Source organism: Saccharothrix sabaoui (genome assembly GCF_051756985.1).
Lineage (GTDB): Bacteria > Actinomycetota > Actinomycetes > Mycobacteriales > Pseudonocardiaceae > Actinosynnema.
Genome location: NZ_JBPKJK010000056.1, coordinates 1 through 24,490, shown reverse-complemented (window position 1 = coordinate 24,490; position 24,490 = coordinate 1). Strand labels below are relative to the sequence as shown.

The window sequence follows — 24,490 nt, the reverse complement described above, 5'->3', positions numbered from 1 at the left end:
ACCCGTCCCAAACGCACGAAACGGCCGTGCGCGACGCCATCCGAATGGATGGTTCGCACACGGCCGTCCCGTCCCACGGGTGTCGGGAGGCGTCCGGCACCTATGCCCAACCGTCAGGACGCAGTCAACGACGGTTGGAGGTTTCCAGCGCCAACAGCCGCGCCAGCTCCCGGCCGCTCAGCAACCCGTCACTCTCGACCGGCGACACGAGCCACCGCGTCTCGTACCCCTCAACCACAGCCGGCGGCAGCGGCAGCAACCCATCCGCGGGGAAGACCAGCTTCTCGTTCAACCCTTCGGCCGACGATACGACGAACACCGCCGACTCGATCATCACGCCGAACATCGGTACCGGAAGCATCACCACCGGCGTCGGCGCAGTCCTGAACGCCTCCGACTCGATCACCCGCCGCGCTGGCTCCAGCTCCACGACGAGCGCGGTCATCAGCGTCCCAAGGACAGCCAACGTCGACCGCGTGACGCCCTCCCCCACCACCGGCCACAGACGCCGGACCTCCTCCGGGTCCAGCGTCGCCAACGCCGGAGATGACAGGGCGAGCGCATCGGACTCGGCGTTCGTCACGGGATCGACGTAGGTGTCATCGATCCACAGCGCACCCGGAACCACCGGCCACCCCCGCTCGACGCACTCCAGCGCGGTCTCCAGCCCGTTACTCCCCACCTTCGCCGCCAACCCAGAAGATACGGGGAATCGCACGCCCACCGGCCCGGTAGAAGATCAGCGCGTTCTCCGCCGACTGAAGACCCATACGCGCCCCGCCGTGCACCCCGACCACCTCCACGCCCGTCTTGGTGGTCATCCCCCACGCCACGATCTGCAAGTCCTCCGGAGGCCCGAACGTCTCCTGCACCATCGCGAACACACGCGGAGCCTGATCGTCCACGAACTCCTGAACCTCACCGACGACCTTCGGATCATCGAACAGCGAGACGGGCCTCTCCCCACCCTCTCCCTGCTCGCCGTCACTCACCAGCGTCACCATCATGACTGCCTTCCCTCTGCTCCTCACGGATCAGGCGCACCTCATCCCGCGCCCAAACCGCCGCCTGTGCGTTCTCCTGGCACTGCCGCACGTACTGCCTACCGACGGCAACGAGGTAGAGCAGAGGGATCACGAGCCATACCAAGAACAGCGCCATGCCGCCGAGATCACTCGCCAACTCACTCCACACCACAACCATCACCACCTCAGACGATCCGTTGACCAGGAGTTTGGCCAGCGGTCCCGCCGAGATGAATGACCTATCTCTGACCTACCAAGACATACGCGGTCACTGAGAGGAATCAGCACCATCGGACGTTATCGGCGACCAGCCGGTATGTCGCAGTTCGACTGGCCGTGCCGCGTCGACGTACAAAATCAGCTCACGGCAGAGCAGATAGCACCGATCTAGCGCATTCCAATCAAGATCAATTCTGTCGCCGACCACCGAGACTCCAATAGCACGAATCTTGTCACGGTCTTTTGAGTTCCGCTGTCGCATGGTAAGAGAACCAAGACCATGCGCAATGGCGTTGCGCACATCTATCGCAGCGTCGAATTCAGACCAACGACCAAAGGACTGAATATCGATAGAATGATACCGAGACAAACTACTTTTTCTTTCATCCCAAGTACTAGTCGCGCGAAGTTCCATGTCGGTGACCAGTTGCCTGATAACCGAACTATGACTTTTGATAGTTTCTCGCCAGATTTGCCCACCAAGTGAGTCTAGGTATGACTCAACCACGCCTACGTATCTAAGGTATGTCGATGCAAGCTTCGTTTGATCATGATCGAACGCACCGAGTGATCCCGCGACCTGGATTCGACCAACAATGACGTCGTCTTGCTCTGTCGACCGATAGACAGCGCGGTTCTCAGCAAGAAGGGCCAAAGCTTCTTCGGCCAGCTCCAAATTATACCTAGACATCTGCCGTCCGACCAGCAATAGATGCGTACAGAGGCGAGGACGCTTTAAAAGCAGCTAGGCGCTTCTTTGCCCCCTCACCCTCTTCGCCTTCTACTTGACAGCAACTCATCAGTGATTCTATGTACCAGGGCTTCAGCACATCTGGAGCCGATTCAAATCCGTCGACTACATCGCTCGCTGCCAAGCGTCCTGCGCCTGCCAGCGTTCGTGTTGCGTAGGCAACTGTAGTAGAGGATGACGATTCAAATCGAAGGCGGCTAACCCAAGTGATCCTACGAGGCAGGTCGGCATGTGAACCCTTAAGTAGATCCAGGTCTTGCATCAGTTGCAGGAACCATTGCCGCTGCCACTCATTCATTGAAAGGTCCGTAGCGGAATCGACCACCTTGGCAACTTCCTCAGGAGCATCTTTGTAGGCCGCTGTGAGATAACGGCATACAGTAGGCGTTATCGCCGGAATGTAGGGGAGTATCTTGCCAACATCTTTCACCACTGTGGAGTCTCCTGCCACAGCAAGGCTCCCGATAGCGCGACGAAGTGTGCGCATACCGGCTGAATCGATACTACGCAGCTTTATGCCTTCCCCCTCTTGTCCGGTCGCGGTACGCTGAACAATCAGTCGAGCACTCTCCGGATTTTCGGAAAAATCTTCAATATATTCACTGACGGCCGTTTCAATCTCGTCCAAGTCTACCGCACCTTGGCGTTCATGTTCGACCAGGCCAACATTGTCAAAGACGTATTTCACAAAGCCATGAGTCAAAGTTTTGTATTCGCTTGTCACCAAGCCAACAGCCCTCGCCGAAGCATCCAACTTCTCAATCGATTGCAGAGCTTCGCCGTAGGACCGGCACGCTATCCGGAAGTCATCGTTATACCGCCAAACCGGCAGACCGTGACGTATCAGATCCCGCTCAACACGTTCGATATAAACTTCCGACAGAAAGTCAGATGGATCAAGGAGTTGCGGAATCCCGAACGTTCTACCTTGGACCTCTTGTAGCAGTTCAATCAAATGTTCGATCGCATCGAAGTCCCCTCCTCGCACCCTCAGTTCACGTGCAAGAATATTGTGATCGACATACTGATAGAAGGCGGCAATATCGGCAGATACAACATACTCGATTTCGGAGTCATTCAGAAAGAACAGATTCAGCACGGAATCTTCGGTAGCGGGCCGCCGCTTTGTCGCGGCATATGAAATTGGCCCGTTCACAAATTTCAAATACGCATTTCCTGATCGATCGAAGACGAATCCATCACCTACTGCCAGCTTCGTCAACGCCCGGTAGACGATACGTTCAACTACCCCCCAAACCGCCACGGGCCTCGTACCGTGCAATTTACGAACCGAGGTAATCTCTTGGGGTGCCGGTTTGAAGCCGCCCCTTAGCTGCGAAGTGATCGATTTTACTAGCCGCCCGGAATTCTTCGTAATATTAATCCAGTTCACTTCACGAGGCAGCATATTGCGCTCAGTTGCAGCTTCCTCCTGTATTGCTTCACTCAGTTTTAGCCGACTAACGATTTTTTCCGGTATAGCTTTCATGTCAACCTCTTTCATCACCCATTTGGTCAACCCAGCGGCTCATTGCTAGGTGCATTTCCAGATTCACACCTCTCGTTAGTCCGTACGGTATATCATCTCCACGAGGTTCGGCACTACCCTTCGACAGGTGCCATCTTATGCGCATCTGGAGTCGCGCGCACCATCAGCAGTCGCCCAGGGTTGTCTAGGTCAGAAATTCTGATCTTCCATCTGCAAACTATCGACCCAATGCCCTCCCATAAGAACTGCTTCTGTGTCACGATGCGCTCCGCGCCTAAGCGGAGCACTCCGAGTTCGATCCAGTTTTTTATAGATGACATCAATACATAAACACCATTCCAAATGATACCTCAATGGCGCGGGCCATCAATTCCGAGATAAAGTCGGTCAGTTTCGCGCAACTGGAAACGTGTGGATAGTGCGCAAGTCGCTCTCGGACACAGAATTACCCCACGGAAACGCTTTGAAGACTATCAAAGCGTTTCCGTGGGGTTTGTCGTTTCTACGGCCTCGGGGGCTGGGTGTCGAGCGGCCAGGGTCAGTTGGTCGATGTCGTAGACGATCACCTGACCATGTGCGCGAAGCTCGGCGACCAGCTCGTGCGGTGATCGGGCCGGGCGATCCTCGTCGGGATGCAGGAGTTCGGCGAGCCTGGTCAGCAGCTCGTCCTCGCGGACGTAGAGCGTCTTGGCCGCTTCTCCCCTACGCTGTTCGGGGTGGTCGCCTTGGTGGCGGCAGCGGTAGCCGGGACGGCCGTGGGCCCAGTGGGAGTCCATGCGGCGTCCGCAGGGGCGGCAGCGGAGGTCTCCGGCGAGCCGGTAGGTGCGGGTGGTGCCGTCCTGGGTGGGACGGGCTGTGCGCAGGCGCTGGACTGAGACGAAGGCGTGCTCGCCGACCAGCGCGGCGTGCGCGGGAGCGTTCGAGAGCACCCAGTTCTTCTTGGCGGCGGTACGGCGCCCTGGTCGCCCGCGGCGCCGTTCGGTCGGGGTGGTGTTGTCGCGTTCGGCGGTCTGGCGGCCCCAGACCTGCCAGCCGGTGTAGCGGGGGTTGTTCAGGATCGTCGCCACGGTCTGCACCGTCCAGAGCCCGCGGATACGGTGCCGGTTGCGGTCGGCGTCGTGCTCGGCCGGGCAGGGCACCTTCTTGTCGTTGAGCGCCGCCACGATCGACTCCAGGCTGACCCCGCCGAGGCGTTGGGCGAACATCCACCGCACGTGCGGCGCGGCCACCGGATCCGGCTCCAACCGCCGCAGCCGACGACCCGCTTGGGCGTGGGAAGGAATCGGGTGGGGTCCGGCGTCGACGAACCGGTAGCCGTAGGGCGCCCGGCCGCCGAGGTAGCGGCCCTGGTCGCGAGTCTGGACCGTCATCGCCGCCCGCGCCCGGTACTTGGCCCGCCGGATCTCGTGCAACGACCTTGCGGCGAGGATCGTCATCAGCGCCTTGTGCTCCGGGGTGTCCGGATCGACCGGGCCTGCGGCCTCGGGCAGCCACACCCGGACTCCGTAACGCCGGAACAACGGCAGCAGCCGCGCCAGTTCCTCACCGGCGAACGCACGCTCGTACTCCCCCACCACGATCGCGTCGAACCCCCGGTCCGGGTCGCGCAACGCCCGCAGCAGCGCCGCGGCCTCCGGGCGGTCCCGCCACGGCACACTGCGCGACTTCCCGACGTCGAAGTAGTGCGCCACGATCGTGCCGTGGCCAGCCGTCAACTCCTCGGCCGACTCACGCTGCCACGCCGCCGACGTCACCGGGTCCTGGTGCTCGGAGGTGGAGGTGCGACCGTAGAACGCGAACCGCACCCCGCCCGCCGCGCATACCGACTGCCGCTCCGAACGCGCCTGATCAGGCAGCCCCATCCACTCGATGAGCACATCACGACCCGACCGCACGACACCCGCCTCGACGACCACGCCACCCTCAACCCCGTCACACACGACCGCGAGCAGAACCGACGCGGCCGACGATCACTTCATGATCAACTATAGGTGGGCGGATCTTCGATCGGGCACGACCCCACAACGTGATGGGATCCTGGCGGCTCGCAGAGTCCGACAGAAGCGGTCACGAGGCCACCCGGCAGCGTTGGCGACCTCGCTCCCCACGTCGGGGCAGCCACAGTGGACGCGACGCCCGCGCCACAAGCGGCTACAGGGCGTCGAATCCCCCTGGGCGGCTACGTCACGCAGAGCGCCGTCACCGAGGACTTCGTCGCCGCCATCCCCGACGGCCTCGGCTGGTCGAGGCCGCGGACAGCGCTCCGTCAGCCGAGCAGGCCGAACTCCGCCAGGATCGCCGGCCACTTGCGCAACAGCGCCTCCAACTCGGCCGAGGACCAGATCGTGATGTCCGGCCGCCGGGCTTCCCGGTTGTGCTGCTCGACCCAACGGACCGCGTCCTGGGTGAAAGAACCCGTGGTGGCGACGATCAGTCCCCGGATGGGCTCACCCTCCCAGAGCGGCAGCTTCGCGTGCACCAGGTCGGCGATATCGGAGGAGTTGATCCCGCGCCCGGGCCAGTGCTTGGCCTGGACGATGACCCGTTCCAGACGCTCGGCCGCCAGGCCGTCGGACACGCGCCGAAACGCCTCGATGTCACGGCCGGCGTCCGCTGCGTTGACGTTCATGGGCCGGTTGATGTTGGTGTACGTGCCGGCATGCTCCAGCAGGCGGGCAAGCAGCCGCTCGAACCCGTCGGCGTCGACCCGCTCCCAGTGCACCACGGACGGCACCGACGAGGCCGTGGCACCGGCCAACACCGCAAGGTCGTCGACCTCCACCGGCACCGGTGCCTCGTCACCGTAGAGGGCCAATTCGACGTGCGGCCGAAACGCCGGCCAGTCGAACACCGCGATGTCGCGCAGGTCGTGCGGCTCGCCGAAACGCAGATGACGGTGCAGGTCATGCTGACGAGGACCTCCTGTCAGCGCCTCGCCCAGCAGGCGCTCGATCTCTGCGACCACCACCCGCAGGGTGTCGACAACCGGAGCCGTCTCGACCTCCGTCAGCAAGGTCTCCGGGTCCGTGGGCACCGGCTCGAGCAGGCCGTCGACCTCCCGCACGAGGTCGGCGGCACGCTTGCGCACCAGGCGTTGGCGGGCGCGGGCGAGTCGCTGCCGGTACCGGGCCGCCTCGGTGCCCGGCGCGGCCACCTGCGCCTCGAAAGCGTGCAAGCCCAGGGGCTCGTCGATCTCCAGGTAGTCCACACGTGCCTGCCCGATCGCCCCGTAGTCGACGACTTCAACCTCCAGGCGCCAACCGTCGATGGCCGGCAGGCTCGCCGCGATGTCCTTCCACGACTGCGCCAACTCGCCGTACAGGACCTCGTCGTCACTACCGCCGGCGAGGAACGGCCCCTCGGGCACAAGATCCCGCATCCGCTGCCATACACGATCCAGCTTGTCCAGGTTGAGCGCCACCCGGTCGTAGACCTCCAGCGCGGCGGAAAGATCCATCCCACGATTCTCGCAGGCCAGCCGATCATCGGAGGGCTACGACATGCCGCCGCGCAGGTCCACTCCCGCGGCTCCGCACACGACCACCAGTCCCGAGGCGCGCAGACGAGCTGGAAGCGAGCCCACCGCGACGCCCGAGTCCGCCGCCCGAGTCCGCAAGCCCGGCCAGCTCGCCCAATAGGTGGTCCTCGCGGCGATACAGCGGCCTGAGTACCTGTGGGACAGCCCCGCGCCGGGCGTGTTCCTCGTGGACGCCGCACTGCTGGCCGGAATGTGGATTGTGCCGCCCGACGCGGCGGGATGGACGATGCTGCCCGGCCTCGGGCTGCTGGCCGGGAATCTCGACGGCCAGGGGCTGCACTGCGTGTGGCGGCGCGTGCAGCCGGGCTACGCGCGGTTCCAAGACGAAGAGCGCGCGGCGCTGCACCGCTGGCTACGCCACGGCGGCAGCCGGGCGTAGCTGCCGGGCGGCGGAGTGGTGTCAGCCGCGGGCGCGCGGATGAAAGGGCAGCACCTCGGCCAGTGGGCCCGGCTCGGCCGGGTGGCAGTTGCAGGCAACGTTGTCGAGCACGCCGCCAGCCAGTCCCAGACCGGGGTCAGGGAGGTGCCAGCCCGTGTGGGACTCACGCACCGAAGTAGGTGAACGGAGCCCACAGGGTCGCTGGAGCGCCGTGGTCACGTGCTCGCTCGATCGCCGAGCCGAGAGCCTTGGTCCCCGTCATCGTGGCCAGACCTTCATGGAAACGGGTCATCAGCCGCACAGTCCTCGGTGTGTCGGGCACCGGCCACAGTGCGGCGACGACCGACCGGGCGCCGCAGGCGAGCAGTACCGCGGGGAATCCCAGTTGTTCCCCCGGGCTCTGGGTGCCGATTCCGGCGAGATCGCACGCGGACAACACGATCAGGGACCCGGGCTGAAGGTCTTCGGCGAGCATGGTGCCGACGGGTAGGGTGCCGCCGAGCAGGAGCGCGGATTCCAGCGGCTTGGCCGGGCTGATCATGCCGTGGCACGCGAGGTGCACGATCGCGCTCGTGCGGATCCGGTCCACCAGGTCCTGCGATGCCCGGGCGCCGGTGTCGAAGGCCTGCCGGGTTGCCGACCGCAGCCGTTCTTCGTTCCCAGGGCCGGCAACGGTTCCGATGATCGTGGGCGGCACGCCGTGGACGTCCGCGACCGCCTTGGCCTCGTCCACGACGTAGGGCAGTTCGTCGTCGCCGGAGGAGGGGTCGGCTGCCACGAGGATGGTTCCGGATGCGACGGGGTGTTCGGCGGCGAGCACCAGAGACCGCGCGGATGGCGCGATCGTGAGGTCGAGCGTCGCGCACACTGGCCGGTCGTCGATCAGTGCCGTGTAGAGCGGGAGCTGGGCGGCCTCGCCCAGCGGCACGACCACGAAGGGCTGCTCCCGCAGGTCGGGCCAGCGGTCCAACAGCGGCTGCCACACCGTCCGGCCCAGCCATTCCAGCAACTGCTCGATGTGCTGGGACAGCACGAGGCCGGTGATCCGCCGTTCGCGCCGGTCCGTGGCCACGGCGTGCAGTTCGCTGACCTTGCGCTCGATCGTCTTGATGTCCGCGTCGGGCAGTGTGATGCTGGTGGCGAGGCGGGTCTGCGGGTCGTTGAGTGCTGCGGCGTCGAACCGGATTGCGACCCCGTCGTGTACGCCACCGCCCAGGTAGACCAGCGAGCGGCCGGTGGCCCGCATCGCCTCCAGTGTGATGCCCGTACCGGCGGCCAGTGCGACTCGGGCACCGCCGGTCCGGTTGTGGTCGATGCGCTGGAAGTCAGCCAGGATCTGCTGGGAGTAGAACGCATCCAGCTCGCCGGGTTCACCGCCGAACGTCAGCGTGCGCCGGGCGGCGGAGATTTGCTCGCGCAGCGTCTCCTGCACCTGCCCCTGTGCCGAGGCCGGTTGCCCGGTGGCCAGGGCGGTCGCCGACCGGAGGAGCATCCGGTCGTCCAACCGGATCGAGGTGAGCTGCTCGGCGATCGCGCCCGCGGCCGCAGGCAGGCTGGCGTGGTGAGCGGCGTAGGCGATCATCTCGGCGTTGCGGAACAGGTCCCGCGCGAACGCCTCGAGCAGGCCCGGGCGTGGCTGGATCTCGTTGTCGAGGTCCAGCTTGGAGATCGCGGAGGCCATCACCCAGCCGGTGGCCACCACCCGGTGCCAGTTGCGGGCGCCCAGATCTGGGACCAGCAGGATCTTCGCGGTCGCCAGGGCGACCACGGCTGCCCGGAAGTCGTCGACGATCCGCGGTGCGCAGTCCTTGATCAGTTGCCAGGCCAGCTCCTGCACTCGGGGCCAGCGGTTGGGGCCGCCGGGATTGGCGTGCGCGTGCCGGGCCAGATCCCTGATCTCGAGATAGCGGTCGTCTAGGCTCTTGCGCTGGCCGAACAACCCCATGGTGTGCCCTCGTCTCCACGCGCCGGCAGGTACGGTGGTCCATCGTGACGACGGACGCCCTGTTACACGGTGAGAACGCCGACGACCTGCGCGAGCTGCGCACCCGCGTCAGGCGGAGCCGGTTGACCGTCGAGGAATGGGCCGAAGTCGCCACCACTCTGGTCACCCTCCGCGACGCCCTCCGCCGGGGGACGGCCCGCGAGGTGCTGAGGGCCATGGGTGTCTTCGACGATCTGGTCGGTGTGCGGGTGCGGGCCGAGCCCGGCGCCCTGCCGGTCGACGGACCGCCGGACGAGGTCGTGCACCTGGTGCACGAGGTGGAGCTGGCGACAGACGCACGGCTCGCCGGTTTGCCCGCCGATGATCAGTAGACCCGCGTTGCTGCTCTACGCCTTCGCGTCCCTCGACGGTGGTCGGGTCATGGCCGAACAGGGCTGGCAGCAGCTCGATCAGGTGTGGCGAGCGTGCCGGGAGGCCGGCTCGATGACCGCGCCGCTGTTGAGCGTGGACGCGCCGGAGCAGCTGCCTGCGGTGCCCACGGGAAGCGGTCCCTTCCGGATCGTCGCCTCCGCGGCTCGGGCTACTGCCGGCCGTATCCGATCGATGTTCGTCTTCGCTGAGCACGGCACCGCGGGTCTGGTGGCAGCCATCTCCGCGGACGACGACGGTGAACGAGCCTGGGCCGACCTGATCGAGCAGTGGCACGCCGTTGCCCGGCCCGACGCCGAGCGCAACGGAATCGGGCGCGTCACGGTGCTGCTCGGCCTGTCTCCTGACAGCTCAGCCCTGGACGACCTCGCCACGGTGGGTAACCGGCTGGCGCGCAAGCTGGGCGTGCACGCGGACCTGCCGCTGGCCGACCCAGGCCCCGCGGGGGCGTTGCTGTGGGAGCTTCGCCCCTCGTTCGAGACCGCTGATCGCCACCGCACCCTCGTCATCGCCGCACCGGAACACGCTGAGGACACCGTCGACGAATGGATCTGGACGGCCGACGGCCACCAGGGCCTGGTACCGCTTGTCCGGTATTGCCTCAACATCTACCGAGCCGGTCACCAACGCCGTGTCCACGAAGCACAGACACCACTGCCCGACCTCGTGGCCGACACCGACACCGCCGTCACAGGCCTCGCCTCTCAACTGGCCAGTGTCGGCAGCCCGTCCGCTGCCCCGGCCACGGTGCTCGCCACGGACGACCTCGTCCAGCAGGTCCAGCTCGCCACCACGAAACTGCTGTGGCGCCAGACAAAGATCCGGGAGATGGCGACGACCACCCGGGCGCTGCACGTGAACGCCCGCCGCAACCGGCCCGCCCCCAGCCCGATCCCCGGCGGCATGTTCGCCCGTGACGACACCGACTTGGCGTGGTTCGTCGACCAGCTCGACCGCGAAGCCACCTACCTCGATGCCCTGATCCAACGAGCGACCACCGTCAACGCCACGGCGGCCAACGTCACCAGCGCCGTGACGACCCGACGGCGCGACCGGATCACCCTGCTGCAAACGTCATTCCTGGGCGCCCTGCTGATGGCACTCGCCGCCATCCAGTCCTTCCAGTACACGACGTCGCTGAACCCGGCCCTCAAAGGCCCCGTGATCGGTGCGCTCGCCGCGGCCGCGTTCGGGCTCCCGGTGCTCGTAGCCCGGTGGAGCGGTCTCGTTCCACGGACAGAGGCATACCGGTGGCTCGACCTCGTCGCCGCAACGTGCTTCGGCGCAGCGCTCGGCTGGCTCGTCAGCAGCATCGTCTGGATGGCAGCGGCGGAGCGCCTCGCTCCCCCGGTCGTCACCGGTTGCGCGGTCGCCCTCGGAGCACTCCTCGTCCTGACACCCACGTGGCTGATCAGCCGGCGCCGGATGTGGTCGGGTGTGCGGTGGCGCCCAGGACGTGAATCCGGCGGCTGGCGTGTTCGATGACCGCGAGCACGTACAGGCGGGCACCGCTCAAGGTGGAGGTCTCAACGAAGTCGCACGCCGGCACAGCGCCAGCCTGCGAGCGGAGGAATGCCGACCAGGTGGCGAAGGTGCGCTCGGCCGCCGGATCGACTCCGGCGTCCTTGAGGATCTGCCAGACGGTGGACGCGGCCACCTTGATGCCGAGTACGAGCAGTTCGCCGTGGATGCGGCGGTTGGGATTCTCACTTGCCAGGCGCAGCACCAGGAGCCGGATCGACCGTACGGTCCGTGGTCGGACGGGACGCTTGGGGCGGGACTTAGGCCGCGTGGCGGTGTGCGAGAAATCCCGGTGCCAGCGCAGCACCGTCTCCGGACGTATCCGCAGCCTGAACCGACGGAGCGCCTCCGTCGGGAGTCGGTGCAACAGCGCCGCGAGGAACGCCCGGTCGCCTGGGGAGAACCGCGGTCGGGTCTTGCCCAGTTGGCGTTCCAAGACCGTGATCTGATGGCGCAGCACCAGGATCTCCGCATCCTTGTCCCGATCGCTCGCGGGCAGCAGCCGCAGTAGCGCGAACGCATTGGTCACGCCAGCTAAGCCAGTCGGAGCAGCATCACCGGCCATCATGCCGTGCTGATCGACAACAGCGCGGAATCAGGACCGCTTCCGCGCACCGTCTCTGCAGCCCCGCTACCTGCACGGATGAGGTTATCGACAGCCACAAGGCCGCGATCTGGTCGGCCACCTCGAGCAGCTCGAAGTTCTTGCTTGACAACGCCGTGAGGCGACGCTTCCCGTGAAGAGGATATCGGGGACGGCCTGACCTGATCTCTGGCGTTGCACGCGCCGTCCCTACTTCACGGTTGAGTGGATGATGAAGCCCACTTCATCCGCAGCGGCGCTACTGCACTGGAGTGAATTTTCGCTCGATTGGAGTAACAGAGAACAAATCCGTGACGTTGCCGGCCTATCGTCACCACCTCTTGAAGTGACGGAGCCAGCGGGAGGCGCTGTGGGACCGAAGCGTTGCGATTGGCGAATTAAGGACAAGCGTCAGACACTATTCGAGGCATGTCTCCTCTAAACGTGTCTTTTTCGGACTGTCTGCCAACGGTGAAACGAATCGAGAATTCCTTAGTTTCAACGTCGCTGGGCGTGCCTACATTCGAGTGTACACCGGTGATCTAAACGCAATGCGATCTGGCCGAGAGGAGCGGGACTTGGAACCGGAGAAGTCTCTCGCCGAAGCGCCACGACGAATTATCTTCATTGGAGGCGTGCACGGTCGTACTGGTACGAGCGTGGTTAAACGATTGCTGTGTGGCCACCCAGATGTCAGTGCCGTCGCCGGCGGCGAGACGCGGATGCTCGAGGCAATTTGCGAACTTTGGCCGACGCTGGCAATTAATGTCGCATATACCCCGAGTGCAGCGATGAGCGGACTCGCCGCCTTTACGGCCCACGTGCACAACATGCTCGGGGACACTCCCGAGCTGAGGGGAGCAATCGACAGGCTCGCCGACCAACTCGGCGTGCGTTACCTACGCCTGCCCGGCCGGCAACGTCTGCCTATGCCAGCGCCTCAGGATGAGGGGTCGCTGACCGAAGCACTCGGGGCTTTCATCGTCGAAGCGTTTAGCGCTGCTGCTCTTGACCCAACTAGGCCAGTCCTGTGCGAGAAGACTCCCAGCAACGCTCTCTATCTTCGCCGATTGTGCCGTCTATTGCCTGGAGCTCGCATTGTGGTGATGGTCCGGGCTCCGTTGGCCGTGGCGCTATCGCACACGCAACGAGACTGGGGTCCGCCTGACCCGGCCGAGGCTGTCGCATATACCGCCGCGTATTTTAAGCGGTGGCGGCTCATGGACGTACAAGAGGAGCGCTGCCTGCTGGTGAGACAGGAAGACCTGGTTATCGACCCCGATCGGACCTTCTCGCTGATGTTAGATCACCTCCGTCTGCGCAAGGATGACGAGCTTCTGCGTCACGCGCGCAGCCAACTGCGGCCAAGTGTGGACCGCCGTTCACGGTTCGCGATATCGGAGTTGGCGGTTCTGAAGGCACGGCTAGGCGACGAACTCGATGCATTTGGGTACGAAAGCTGAAACCGGGGCAGGCGATGAGCAGTGAGATCTCAGCGTTCTTGCAGGCCAAATGGGAAACCGAGGCGGACGAGAGGGAGCGGGCGTATGTTCCACTTGTAAGGCCCTACTTGCCTCCTCTGGACAAACTTCTACCGCTGTTAACTGAGATCTGGGCTTGCGGTCGGATCACCAACAATGGCCCGCTTCAGCAGAGGTTAGAGGCGGCTCTACAAGACCGCCTCGGCTGGCGCAACGTCGTGGCCACAGCAAATGGCACGCTTGCTTTGCAATTGGCCTGCCGGTCGCTCGATCTCGACGGCGAGGTGATCGTTCCTGCCTTCACCTTCCCAGCGACTCTGCAAGCATTGATGTGGAACTCTCTGGTACCCGTTCTCGTAGATGTGGAGCCGGACTACTTGACCATCGCTCCCGACGCAGTGGAGGCCGCCATCACACCGCGGACAGTTGCCATACTCGCTGTACACACTTTCGGGCAACCTGCTGACGTCCTGGCTCTGCAGAAAGTCGCCGACCGGCACAGTCTTGCGCTGGTATATGACGCGGCTCCCGCAGCTGGCGTCCGTGTCCATAACCAGCCTGTTACTGCATTCGGCGACGTGTCCGTCGTCAGCTTTCATGCCACCAAGGTGATGCACACTGTAGAGGGCGGCGCGGTTACGACCCCTCACGAATCGGTAGCCAACGCGGTGCGGCGATTGCGAAACTTTGGCCTTGGTGGCGGTCGAGAGGCGCTCGCGCTAGGTACGAACGCCAAGCTGAACGAACTCGAGGCGGCGGTGGGCTTGTTGGTGCTGGACGCGTTGGATACTGAGATCGCTAATCGTGCAGTTGCTATGAACGCCTATATCGAAATGCTTGCGGATATTCCTGGCGTACGAGTTTTGAGTGCAGCCGCAGATGTGCAGCCCAATAATGCATACGCAGTCGTCCGACTACGAACAGGTGTACAGGCAAGGGCTGATGAAGTGCATCGCCGACTTCAGGTTGCCCGAATCGACAGTCGACGCTATTTCAACCACTGCTATCAACTCGCCGATGTACTGCGGCGCGATGAAACCGCTGTTGCTGATGCGGCCGCGGAAGACGTGTTGTGCCTCCCGCTTTGGGGTGACATCCCCCTTGCGACTTTGCGGCGCATAAGCGACGTCATCGAGGAGGTCATGGCATGACCGAGCGCAGCCGCGGTGAGGTATGGGTGCAAAATCCGCCCTGTGCGATGCTGTTAGAGAGAGTTGCCGCTGGTGCCGGCGTGGCTATGGCGAAGCGCACCCATGGAGTTTGGGATCATCTGAGCCTGCTTACAACCGGCGGTTGGCGGGCCGACAGTTGGCGCCGTTGCGACCAGATGATCTTTAAGCAGGTTCGAGAGTTCGAGCCCTCAATCAAGGGCGAACGCCGGGAGTACATGCGCTACCTCAACGAACTCCTCGACGATGTGGTCAATCCCCCTCGAGATCCCCGCTGGCTGGAGACAATCAGTCTGGATCTGGACTACCTCACAAAGAAGCTCTACAAACCAGCTTTCAGACTTCGAACGAGAGTTGACCCTCGACTGCTTGCCTACTGGCAATGGCAGTATTCCTATGCAGACCTTATCGGGGCGTACGGCCTGGCGACCCGCGAGTTCCATTTTGCACAGATGCTCACGCAGGGAGTGATATCGCTTTCAATACTGGAACTCCCGGATATCGCGCGCAGCTGCCACGTCATTGTGGTTGGCCCAGAGAAGACTCGGGATCTCGCGTCGCGATGGCGATTAGATGACGGCCACTTCTCATTTATCCCAGCGCCTGATTGGCCCTCGCGGCGTCCTGACGGCAACCTGTTCAGCGACCCTGTGCTGCCAGCTCTGCAGACTTTCCGGATCCGCCACGAACTACTTGCGGAGCTAAAGTCGATTAAAAGTGCCCGACCACTGCTCTATCTGTTTGAACTAGGCACTTGCGCACAATGGCTCATCGCCCGACTATTCCGAGACCGGCCGAGCGCCTCCTATCTCGATCTAGGCCGGACACTGGAGTTGTGGTTCCCCGATTCTGCATGGCCTTTGAAGAAGCCTGTTTCTGCGTTCTACCGGCGTGCAGCCCGCGCTTACTACGGTGATCGCCGCTACACGAGCCTGGTGGCCGCATCATGAACGATGCGAGGACGATCGTATTGACGAGCGCGACGAGCGGGGTGGGCGCCGCAGTGCTGCAAGCGGCCGCACTCAGTCGGAACGCCTACCGGATCACGGGGATGAGTTCGGTCCCCGCAGATATACCGATGGGTGTTACCGCCTTAGCATGCCCTCCGACCGCACACCGCGTGGCCTTCCAGACGCGAGTTCTGGAGCTGGTGGAAACGGTTGGCCAATGCCTGCTGGTACCTGGCAGAGACGAGGACGCCGTCGCGCTATTGGAAATCGCCCTGGCGTTGTCTGAACGTGGGGCGACGCTGACCAGCGGACCGGGAAGCGTGATCTCGGCCGCCTATGACAAAGCAGCTACTGTGCGTATGTTTGGTGCCATAGGACTGCCGTTTGCTGGAACTTCGGACGACATTGAAGGTGCTGCGAAGTTGGCTAGCCGATTCGGCTGGCCACTGATAATCAAGCCTCGACATGGAAACTCATCGCGCGGTGTCCGACTAGCGCGAAACGAAAGCGGATTGCGTGCCTGTTTTCGTCCGGACGTGGACATTGCTCAGGAGTTCCTTCAGGTGGGCTCGCGGGACCAACGTAGCTGGGACGGCCAATTCCCTGGGGGGCAAGATGGCGAGTATTCCCTGCAACTCCTCTTGGATAGACGAGGACAAAAGATCGGCCACTTCTGTAGTCGCAATACGCTGGCAGCGGGCGTTCCCCGCCTTGTGGAAACTGTAGCCGACACGCAGATTGACGTTCTTCTTCAACAGTTTCATCATACCTTGGGTTCGCTAGGCGCATGGGGTGTCTGGAACCTACAAGGGAGATGCTGCAATGACGGAACCATCCGCGTGTTCGAGATCAACGCGCGACCTACCGGACTTACCGGACTACGGGCCCGACTCGGATTCAATGAGTTAGACCTATTGTACGAGGCGTTGATTCTCGGTTATTCCCAGTCAGTGTTGGAATCGCCGACTGTAGGCCTACTCATCAACACGGTGTCAGGCGTTGTCGTCAACGCCGACCGCCCTGGGCCGGAGGTACTTACTTAGTGATCACGTCGACTATCGCCGTCACCGGTTCCAAGGGCTATCTCGGCAGCGCAGTCACCAAGGCATTGGCGGAGCGCAACTACGTACACGCTATCGTCGCCGAGCGCCTAGAACGTCTCCGCCCAGGCGCCCTGAATTGCCAAGCGGTTCTGCATTGCGCTGGCAGGCTTCGCGGGCACGGCGCCCAGCGGATCTGGGCCGACAACGTCACCACCACCGCCACGCTACTACGGGCCGTGCGGTCGAATACTGTGATCGTCTTGGCCTCTTCCCGCGCTGTCGACTCGGCGGTTCCAGACCAATACAGCCGCAGCAAGCAGGCTGCGGAGCAGCTGGTGGCCGCCCATCCTGGACCAACGTGCGTGCTGCGACTCACGGTATTGGCGGGCCCGTCACCTGGCGGCCTCGGACGATCGTTCTTGTCACGCATGACCGCTCATGCGATCCGCGATAGGACGATCACTGTCCCTCAGCACACCCGACCAGTCGACCTGCTCGACGTTCGAGAGGCGGCGGCCGTACTGGCAGCCGTCTCCGTTGCGCCTGACCGGCGCCGCATGACACTTCACGCAACAGCCGGTCCCGTGGATCTCTTCGGTCTCGCCGAGCTAGTGGCTGACACTGTGTACGCCGTAACACGCCAGCGAACGCAGCTTGTTCGTGCCGCGATGCCAGCCAACCATAGCCCCAGTCCAGCAAGCCCGGCCGCATGGCGAGACCTGTGTACGCGGCATGGGGTGCATCCGATACCTCTGGAGATCACCGTCCGGGACGCGGTCGAAGCGCATGTTGCAGCCCTGGAGGCAGGCCGTGTCGGACCATGACAGGCTCATACTTGTAGCCTCCGGACCAGGTCGCTGTGGCGCGGACACGGTGCTTGATGTCCTGGGGCGCCACCGGTCCGCCATTGTGTGCCAATCGCTCGGACCGCCAGTGGTTGCAGCTTTTATCCAGCTACTCATCCACGCGCCCAGCGACAATGAGGTTTGGTTGCCGCGGCGCGCGGCGCAAGCGTTCACTGATGTTTTCGAGCGGCTGGAGGCGATGGGCGAGGGTGGCCGGGTTGCGGCTATGTCCCTAGCAAGATCCGTACAGGCTCAACCGATGTACATCCCGGTGTATGGACAACTGATGCTTCCCGCAGAAATTCCCCTGCAGCAATGGAGTTCTCTTGTGCGCCAGACACTGTTCAAGGCAGCTGGCCTTGATGATGCAACCCACTTAGCTCTAAAGACTGGCCCGCACTGCGCCCCTCTTGCGCTTTCGCTGTTGCGACCGGCTGACGCCTTGATATATACAATTCGCCATCCCGCAGAGACTGTAATCGGCCTCACCGAGTCGGTGGTGGACGGCATGCGACCTGCGGAGGCTGTGCAATACGTTGAACTCCATCTACGGCAAGCTGCCCATCTCCTTGCCACTTCGGCGTTTCCGACATTGTTAGTTCGTCTCGAAGACTTGGTGACCCAGACCGAGGTATCGCTCGCACAGTTGGTTAACACAACCAAGCTGTCCAACGAGAGAGACTGGCAGCAGGCAGCGCTCGCGGCGCTACCCAACGACATTTATTGCTCCCCGCGTTGGGACCACCCGACCGTGCGGCCGTATCGCACTGAGTTGGCAGCGTTGGGTGACGCATGGGGATATGCATGAGCGTCGGTCTTCCAATCATTGCCTCAGTTGCATCCGTCGATATCGCTACTTGCGTTGCCGCCCTGCGCAAGTATGGGGTTGTAATAGTTGAGCGATGGGCGACCGGGCGCAAGCTTGAGCAGTTAATCGACGAACATAATCAGGTCTTCGCGGCAAAGATCGACACCACGCGCGAGCTGAACAATTATCGTCCAGGCACAGGGTCACGCGCGGCACGGCTGGTCACCGACCAGATCGCGGCTATTCTACCAGAGACCTTCACCTTCCTTACTGACACCACATTGCGCGGGATCGCCGGATCCTATCTTGGTCGAACTGCCACTATCAACCACGCCGCCTATCTGACTCTTGACGTCGCCCACTCCACGCCTGTGACCGAACTGCACTACGATCGAAAGCATGCCCTCAAAGCATTTTTATGCCTTACTCCCGCATGCCGGGCATATGGCGCTCCGGAGTTCGTCCCGGGCAGCCATCGCCACAGCAAGATGATCCGCGAGGCTCACCTCGGCGCCGGAATTCCGGAATCCGATCTACCCATCGAATTCGGCCACGATGGCCGGGTAGCTATCTCAATGAATAGTCCGGCAGGAAGCCTAGCCATCTTCGATACCGACTGCCTGCATAGTGGAGGTCGGGTCCTGCCAGGAAAGCTTCGTCGGGTCCTGCGCGGACACTCCCACTCCACTGACGTAAAGGCGGCGCTCAGTTCAGGGAAAGATTAGTTTGGTCATACTGTCTTGCTCGACGCAACTGGCAACTACCTATGGGAAATTAGCTGGTATACGGAGTCAACAGACTCGACTTCCGTCTGAGTGTCGGTGAAGACTCGAAGATCAGGGTGGGACGGCGTCTCGTACGGATCATCTACGCCGGTAAGACCACTAAGCTGACCCGCCCTCTGTCGGGCATATAGCCCCTTTACGTCGCGCTCAGTGCACACCGCGACGGGCGTAGCGATGTGCACCTCGAGAAACTTTATCCCCTCGCTGGCGTGAAGAAGTCGAACCTTTTCTCTACTAGCCGCATACGGGGCAATCACCGATACCAGAACCGTTACGCCGTTGCGCGCAAGCATCACCGCCAGAACACCGATGCGGCGTACGTTCTCTTCGCGGTCGACCCTACTGAACCCAAGGTCGGCGGTGAGGTCTCGGCGGATCTTGTCGCCGTCGAGCACTTCGACTCTGTGCCCCTCGGCTCGCAGACGGCTCGCAACACCGTTCGCAATTGTCGATTTTCCAGCACTTGGTAGACCAGTGAGCCACGCCGTCAATCCGGATTGCCGAACGGCGTGGTTGGACGTCTCGGCCTTTGGGTCCTTCAAATCGCTCACATACGAATCATCGTCAGAGTCGTGTACACGGTTACTGATCGACCGGGCGGGGATGGACGGTGTCGTGAGCATGTCAGCAGATCTAGAGCCGATCGGGCGTAGTAGTCCTCTAGATGTTGCGCCTCCAGCCAGTCGCATCGCGCTCGACCAAACGGACGTCGCCGTCTGCCGTGGTTGAATCCGTGCCTGATTCGTTACCCGAAGGATACGGATGTCAACGACGGAAGTTCTCGCCATCAAGGTCGACATCGATGCGGTCGCCCTGTCCTTGCTGAGATGGGAGGCGGTCGGCCTCCAGGCCCGCTTCGTCCGTGAACGGATCGGGCAGTCGGACTACTCGAACACGGTGACGGTGCCCGGCGAGCTGCGCTTCCACCCTGACGACTCGCGTGACCGGTACAACGTCACGAACCTCTTCGAGGGCGACTACCTGCCGGGCCTCATCTGGCAGTTGCGCTCGACGCGGCACGGGCCGCTCATGGGCTATCAGACCATGACCGACGCGATGAAGGCCAAGAAGCTGCGCGCTCCTTGGATGATCTCCGAGAGCATGAAGCGGTGGTACTCGACCTACGCCCACGCGCCTGCGCCGACCACCCGCGACTGCGGGCCGCGTTGTAGGACACACCGCTCATTGTCGGCCCCATGTCGGATCGGAGCTGCCAAGTGCGGTCACCCCACCGCCGAACAGCCGACGAACCGACCCGATCATCACCACCACCAGCCGCAAGCAAGCCGCCACGACCGAGCCCCTGCTCGACTACGTAGCCGATCGAGACCGCCCACGACTTCCCGCTCCCGTGAAAACGAACTGAGGTCCGGAGGTCAGCGGACGTACTGGCGCGCCACGTCCACGAACGCTCGCACCTCCGCCTCCATCGCGTCCGCGGCCTTCCGCACAGTCAGCGGCAACGTATACCGCTCGAACGTGGATGCGTCCTCCGCGATGAACCGCACCATCCCCAGCTCGCGGTCGGCCTGGCGGACGGCCCGCGCGCCGGCGGCCAGCTCGTCCGGACCGGACAGGTCGAGCAGGCCGGAGACCTGCCGGATCTCGTTGCGCGCCGTGTAATAGGTGTTCTCGACCTCGAACTCTTCGGCCATCTCCACCACGTCGGCCCCGAGTGTCCGGCGGCGGTGCAGTGTGTTCAGCCGGATCAACGTCGAGCGGGCCGTGGTCGCGGCCTCTACCAATCGCGCGCATCGCTCCGCTCTCTCCTGCCGGGACCGGGCACGCGCCGCGAACAGTGCCTTCACGGGCTCCAGCATCACGCCGAGCGCGACACCGCCCAGCGCGAACAGGCCGGTGATCAATGGGGTCAGCATCCCGACAGCGTCGCCGCAGTCGCGCGGCCGGGCGATCGACCGACACGGTGAGATCGCTACGCCGGCAGCTTCCGTGCTGTCGCCGCGAACTCGTGCACCACATCCTCTAGCGTGTGGGCGACGTCGAGCACGGCCTTCGGCGGCCTGTCTTTGTCGAAGCGCTCGCCGTCGTCGCCGACGAACCGGGCACCGCGGAGCGCGCGTTCAGCCTCCCTCACCCCCATAGCGGCGTCCACCAGCTCGTCCGGGCCGCTCAGCCGCAGCAGCGCCACGGCCTGCCGCAGCTCGTTGCGGGCCAGCCGGTAGGCCTCGACCAACTCCTCCTCGCGCGTCGCGTCGACCTCGACTCCGGACGCGGCGCGACGGTGGGCCTGGTTCAGCGCCAGCAGACGGGCTCGACACGTCATCGACGCCTCGATCAACTTCGCACATCGTGCCGCCCGGTCGTCGCGGACACGGGCACGCCGCGCGGCACCGAGCTTGAGCGGTTCGACCAGGGCGCCGACGGTCACGCCACCGAGCGCGGCGGTCGCGGCGATCAGAGCGGGGGCCAGGGTGGTCCACATGCCTACGAGGTGCACCGCGCAGTCGGCCAGGTACATACGCCGAGCAACTCCAGCCGAACGGATCAGCTACTCGCCGGCACCAATCTCAGGTCCGTCACGGCCCTGTTCAACACGCCGCATGGCCACGCCTCGCCGCAGTCGGCGCCCAGGACTCGGCGGCCTTCGCCAGCGCCCAGAAGTACATGTTCGGGTCGGTGCTCTTCTCATTCATGCGGGCATCGTGACAAGGCGGTGTTGCCCACCCATCCCGACACTCCATCGCGCCCCTCAGCGTTTGACGCCACGTCGGGTTCAGAAGCGGCGGAGGTTCCACAGCTGCTGCTCGTGCAGGGCGGTGAGCACGCGCTTCTCCAGTTCCACCGCGGTGGCCCGGTCGGCCGTGGTGGCCCAACACAGCCACAACCCGGCTTCACACATGGCCAGGGCCGCCCAGCCTTTCACGTCCAGCCGCTCCCCAGCGGTCAAGGCCGCCAGCCGCCTGCTGAGGAACGCTCCATCGTTCAAGGCGCGATCCAGTACCGCTCGGCCCAAACCGGACACCGCCGCCTTGCCGGTGCAGTAGGCGGCCATCCTGCCACGCAGGCCCACGCCCCGGCGGTCTCCAGCCATACCCACGTAGACCAGTCCCGCCGTGGTGGCGGCCAAGTACACCCCCGGCGAGCGAGGCGCCGCCGCAGGCAACACGTCAAACGGAATCCAGGGCGACCAAGTGGCCAGTGCAGCCACGGGCTCGGACAGCTCCACCGCCACAGTGTCGATCACGGTCCGCTTGTCCGCAGCGATGTCAGTCAAAGGAACCACCTCCGCAACTCTGGACCAGTACTGTCGCTCGGACCATAAACCGTGCGAGCAAGCGTTCGCGCGTCTACCGAATCTCGGCACTAGCGGACGTTCGCCGCCATGCTCGATCAGCGGCATGTCAGGACGTTCGCGTAGTTTCCGAGCCGGTATCGCCCGGTCGGTGTGGATATTCGAATCGGGGCTGGTGCTGTTGATCGGTGCCTGGGCTGAGGTGTCGGACGCGTCTTGCCCGTCGCCCGCGGGCCGACGGGTCGTGGATGTTTCGCGCTCAACAGATCCGAGTCTTACGGGGTGTATTGCTGCGGGGTGTGGCGCAAGGCGGGCGCCGTTGGTGACTGACAGCGCCGGAACGACGCGATATCGTGCTGGGCGTGCCCGCAGTTCTTCGGTGCGGGCGGGTGGCTTGCCGTGTGGACTCGCTGGATGGGCGAGACGAGCGCGGTGAACAAGTTGTCGGGTCGCGTGGGTGGGGCCGCTGTGCAGGCGGGCACCGTGCACGGGGGTGTGCATCTTCATGTCGATGTTCCCGCGCGGCCGGTGCCGCGACAACTGCCCGCCGACGTGGCCGGGTTCACCGGTCGTGAGGAGCAGTTGGCGTGGCTGGACGAGCGTGCGCGGCAGGGCGGGGTGGTGGTGGTCACCGGCACCGCCGGGGTCGGCAAGACCTCGCTGGTCGTGCGGTGGGCGCACCGCCACCTTGAGGGCTTCCCCGATGGCCAGCTCTACGTCGACCTGCACGGCAGTTCGCCACGCGGTCCGGTGACCTCCGGCGAGGCCCTGACAGGCTTCCTGCGCTCGCTGCACGTCCACCCGGAGACGATCCCGGTCTCCGACGAGGACAAGGCGGCCCTGTACCGCTCGCTCACCCACGGCCGTCGGCTGCTCGTGGTGGTCGACAACGCCGCCGACGCCGACCAGGTACGCCCGCTGCTGTCCGCGTTCGGCACGGTCGTGGTCACCAGCCGCAACCGGTTGGCGGGCCTGGTGGCCCGCGACGGCGCCGTCCGCCTCGGCCTGGACGTGCTGCCGGCGGCCGAGTGCCTGGCCCTGTTGCGTGCGACCGCGGGCGCCGACCGCGTCGATGCCGACCCGGACGGGGCCGCGCGGTTGGCTGAGCAGTGCGCGTATCTGCCGCTGGCGTTGCGCGTGGCCGCCGAACGCATCGCGGCCGACCCGTTCGCCACGCTCGCCGACCTGACCGCCGAACTGGCTGCCGAGGAGGACCGCCTCGACCTGCTATCCGCGGAGGGGGACCCGTCGTCGGCGGTGCGCGCGGTGTTCTCCTGGTCCTACCGGTCGCTGTCCGACGAGACCGCGGCGGCGTTCCGGGCGCTCGGTCTGCACCCGACGCCGGAGTTTTCGCTGCGCGTCGTGACCGCGCTGCTCGACGCCACGCCCGGCCGGGCCCGGCGCCTGGTCGAAGCACTGGTGTCGGCACACCTGGTCCAACGCACCGCCCGCGACCGCTACCGCCTGCACGATCTGCTCCGGGTTTACGCGGTGGAACTTGCCGCGGACGCCCCTGGATGTGCGGGCGCGATCCGCCGCGTCCTGGCGTGGTACCTGTACGCGGCGGACGCGGCCGACCGCGTCCTGCTGCCGCTCTACCGCCGGCTGCCGCTGCCCGACGACCGGGTGGCCCGCGAGCAGTTCGCCGACCGGGCGGCGGCGATGCGGTGGTGCGAGGCGGAACGCGTGAACCTGGTGGCAGCCGTCCGCCTCGCGGCGGACTCCGGCGAACACGCCATCGCCGCACGGTTGCCAGTCGCGCTGTGCAGCTTCTTCGACCTGCGCAAGTACTGGCTCGACTGGGCGACCACGTTCGAGATCGGCAGGGAAAGCGCGCGGGCTGCGGGCGACCGGCCGGTGGAAGCCCATCTGCTCTACGGACTCGGCACCATCCACTACGAACTCTGGCAGGACGACCACGCCGCCGCGCGGTACCGGGAAGCGTTGGCGCTCAGTCGCGGGATCGGCGACGGCTGGGGAGTGGGCGCCGCCCTGGCCGGACGCGCCTACCTCCACCGCAGGCACAAGCGCTTCTCCGCGGCGTTGGACGACTTGCGTGAGTCGCTGGCCGTCCGTGAGCGCATCGGCGATGAACGGGGTGTGGCGATCACGTTGAACCGGCTGGGTTCGGTGTACCGGGATTTGGGGCTTCTGGACGAGTCGCTGGCGCACCTGACCGGTTCGCTGGAGGTACGTCGACGGATCGGAGACCGGCACGGGCAGGGGTATGTGTTCCACAGTCTGGCCGTGACCCACGAGTATCTGGGTCAGCCCGAC

At 64.3% G+C, this 24,490-nt stretch carries 24 protein-coding genes; 11 read left to right on the top strand and 13 right to left on the bottom strand.

Annotation, left to right across the window (positions count from 1 at the left end; all coding sequences use genetic code 11):
* Window positions 1-124 precede the first annotated feature (124 nt).
* From ACR807_RS19185 to ACR807_RS19155, 7 genes are all read right to left on the bottom strand, one after another.
* Entirely contained in the window at window positions 125-694 is a 570-nt protein-coding gene (locus ACR807_RS19185) for a hypothetical protein (protein ID WP_438922711.1), read from the bottom strand.
* Complete coding sequence (locus ACR807_RS19180) at window positions 672-1,007, bottom strand: hypothetical protein (protein WP_438922710.1); 336 nt, start codon at window positions 1,005-1,007, stop codon at window positions 672-674. Before ACR807_RS19180 ends, ACR807_RS19185 begins: the two co-directional genes overlap by 23 nt.
* On the bottom strand, window positions 985-1,206 hold the full coding sequence (locus tag ACR807_RS19175; RefSeq protein ID WP_438922709.1) for a hypothetical protein: 222 nt from the start codon (window positions 1,204-1,206) through the stop codon (window positions 985-987). Before ACR807_RS19175 ends, ACR807_RS19180 begins: the two co-directional genes overlap by 23 nt.
* Window positions 1,207-1,293: 87 nt before the next feature.
* A complete protein-coding gene (locus ACR807_RS19170) occupies window positions 1,294-1,920 on the bottom strand; it encodes a hypothetical protein (RefSeq protein WP_438922708.1) in 627 nt (208 codons plus the stop codon).
* 7 nt (window positions 1,921-1,927) lie between these two features.
* On the bottom strand, window positions 1,928-3,499 hold the full coding sequence (locus tag ACR807_RS19165) for an RNA-directed DNA polymerase (protein ID WP_438922707.1): 1,572 nt from the start codon (window positions 3,497-3,499) through the stop codon (window positions 1,928-1,930).
* A gap of 458 nt (window positions 3,500-3,957) precedes the next feature.
* Entirely contained in the window at window positions 3,958-5,400 is a 1,443-nt protein-coding gene (locus ACR807_RS19160) for a recombinase family protein (protein WP_438922706.1), read from the bottom strand.
* Between the two features lie 350 nt (window positions 5,401-5,750).
* Window positions 5,751-6,941, bottom strand: a complete 1,191-nt coding sequence (locus ACR807_RS19155; protein WP_438922705.1) for a restriction endonuclease — start codon at window positions 6,939-6,941, stop codon at window positions 5,751-5,753.
* 247 nt (window positions 6,942-7,188) lie between these two features.
* Here ACR807_RS19155 and ACR807_RS19150 point away from each other — a divergent pair, with 247 nt between their 5' ends.
* The gene (locus ACR807_RS19150; RefSeq protein WP_438922704.1) at window positions 7,189-7,401 is read left to right on the top strand and encodes a hypothetical protein; all 213 of its coding nucleotides are present in this window, start codon (window positions 7,189-7,191) and stop codon (window positions 7,399-7,401) included.
* Between the two features lie 163 nt (window positions 7,402-7,564).
* Here ACR807_RS19150 and ACR807_RS19145 read toward each other — a convergent pair whose 3' ends face one another.
* Window positions 7,565-9,346, bottom strand: coding sequence for a CHAT domain-containing protein (locus tag ACR807_RS19145; RefSeq protein ID WP_438922703.1), 1,782 nt, complete (start codon window positions 9,344-9,346; stop codon window positions 7,565-7,567).
* A 44-nt stretch (window positions 9,347-9,390) separates the two neighbouring features.
* Between ACR807_RS19145 and ACR807_RS19140 the strand changes: the two genes are divergently transcribed.
* Both ACR807_RS19140 and ACR807_RS19135 read left to right on the top strand, forming a co-directional pair.
* On the top strand, window positions 9,391-9,717 hold the full coding sequence (locus ACR807_RS19140) for a hypothetical protein (RefSeq protein WP_438922702.1): 327 nt from the start codon (window positions 9,391-9,393) through the stop codon (window positions 9,715-9,717).
* A gap of 7 nt (window positions 9,718-9,724) precedes the next feature.
* Window positions 9,725-11,260 (top strand): CATRA conflict system CASPASE/TPR repeat-associated protein, encoded by a 1,536-nt coding sequence (locus ACR807_RS19135; RefSeq protein WP_438922701.1) that lies wholly within the window; start codon window positions 9,725-9,727, stop codon window positions 11,258-11,260.
* Here the strand turns inward: ACR807_RS19135 and ACR807_RS19130 are convergent.
* On the bottom strand, window positions 11,187-11,825 hold the full coding sequence (locus ACR807_RS19130; RefSeq protein ID WP_438922700.1) for a hypothetical protein: 639 nt from the start codon (window positions 11,823-11,825) through the stop codon (window positions 11,187-11,189). The two genes, ACR807_RS19135 and ACR807_RS19130, sit on opposite strands and share 74 nt — an antisense overlap.
* A gap of 632 nt (window positions 11,826-12,457) precedes the next feature.
* Here ACR807_RS19130 and ACR807_RS19125 point away from each other — a divergent pair.
* The 7 genes from ACR807_RS19125 (at window position 12,458) to ACR807_RS19095 (ending at window position 18,900) form a co-directional block, all read left to right on the top strand.
* Window positions 12,458-13,342, top strand: a complete 885-nt coding sequence (locus ACR807_RS19125) for a sulfotransferase family protein (RefSeq protein ID WP_438922699.1) — start codon at window positions 12,458-12,460, stop codon at window positions 13,340-13,342.
* Between the two features lie 14 nt (window positions 13,343-13,356).
* Window positions 13,357-14,511 (top strand): DegT/DnrJ/EryC1/StrS family aminotransferase, encoded by a 1,155-nt coding sequence (locus ACR807_RS19120; RefSeq protein WP_438922698.1) that lies wholly within the window; start codon window positions 13,357-13,359, stop codon window positions 14,509-14,511.
* A complete protein-coding gene (locus ACR807_RS19115; RefSeq protein WP_438922697.1) occupies window positions 14,508-15,479 on the top strand; it encodes a hypothetical protein in 972 nt (323 codons plus the stop codon). The genes ACR807_RS19120 and ACR807_RS19115 overlap by 4 nt, the downstream gene beginning before the upstream one ends.
* 170 nt (window positions 15,480-15,649) lie before the next feature.
* A complete protein-coding gene (locus tag ACR807_RS19110; RefSeq protein WP_438922696.1) occupies window positions 15,650-16,522 on the top strand; it encodes an ATP-binding protein in 873 nt (290 codons plus the stop codon).
* On the top strand, window positions 16,522-17,346 hold the full coding sequence (locus ACR807_RS19105; RefSeq protein WP_438922695.1) for an NAD-dependent epimerase/dehydratase family protein: 825 nt from the start codon (window positions 16,522-16,524) through the stop codon (window positions 17,344-17,346). Before ACR807_RS19110 ends, ACR807_RS19105 begins: the two co-directional genes overlap by 1 nt.
* 280 nt (window positions 17,347-17,626) lie before the next feature.
* A complete protein-coding gene (locus ACR807_RS19100) occupies window positions 17,627-18,175 on the top strand; it encodes a hypothetical protein (protein ID WP_438922694.1) in 549 nt (182 codons plus the stop codon).
* Window positions 18,172-18,900, top strand: a complete 729-nt coding sequence (locus ACR807_RS19095) for a phytanoyl-CoA dioxygenase family protein (protein WP_438922693.1) — start codon at window positions 18,172-18,174, stop codon at window positions 18,898-18,900. The genes ACR807_RS19100 and ACR807_RS19095 overlap by 4 nt, the downstream gene beginning before the upstream one ends.
* Window positions 18,901-18,935: 35 nt before the next feature.
* Here the strand turns inward: ACR807_RS19095 and cysC are convergent, their stop codons facing one another.
* The 4 genes from cysC to ACR807_RS19075 form a co-directional block, all read right to left on the bottom strand.
* Window positions 18,936-19,511 carry an adenylyl-sulfate kinase gene (gene cysC, locus ACR807_RS19090; protein WP_438922692.1) on the bottom strand — a complete coding sequence of 192 codons (576 nt, stop codon included), beginning with the start codon at window positions 19,509-19,511 and terminating at the stop codon, window positions 18,936-18,938.
* 825 nt (window positions 19,512-20,336) lie between these two features.
* Window positions 20,337-20,825 carry a hypothetical protein gene (locus ACR807_RS19085; RefSeq protein WP_438922691.1) on the bottom strand — a complete coding sequence of 163 codons (489 nt, stop codon included), beginning with the start codon at window positions 20,823-20,825 and terminating at the stop codon, window positions 20,337-20,339.
* Window positions 20,826-20,893: 68 nt separating this feature from the next.
* Window positions 20,894-21,403 carry a hypothetical protein gene (locus tag ACR807_RS19080; RefSeq protein ID WP_438922690.1) on the bottom strand — a complete coding sequence of 170 codons (510 nt, stop codon included), beginning with the start codon at window positions 21,401-21,403 and terminating at the stop codon, window positions 20,894-20,896.
* Between the two features lie 291 nt (window positions 21,404-21,694).
* Window positions 21,695-22,195 carry a hypothetical protein gene (locus tag ACR807_RS19075; protein ID WP_438922689.1) on the bottom strand — a complete coding sequence of 167 codons (501 nt, stop codon included), beginning with the start codon at window positions 22,193-22,195 and terminating at the stop codon, window positions 21,695-21,697.
* A gap of 546 nt (window positions 22,196-22,741) precedes the next feature.
* Here ACR807_RS19075 and ACR807_RS19070 point away from each other — a divergent pair.
* The coding region (locus tag ACR807_RS19070; RefSeq protein ID WP_438922688.1) for an ATP-binding protein at window positions 22,742-24,490 on the top strand (1,749 nt) is incomplete at its 3' end.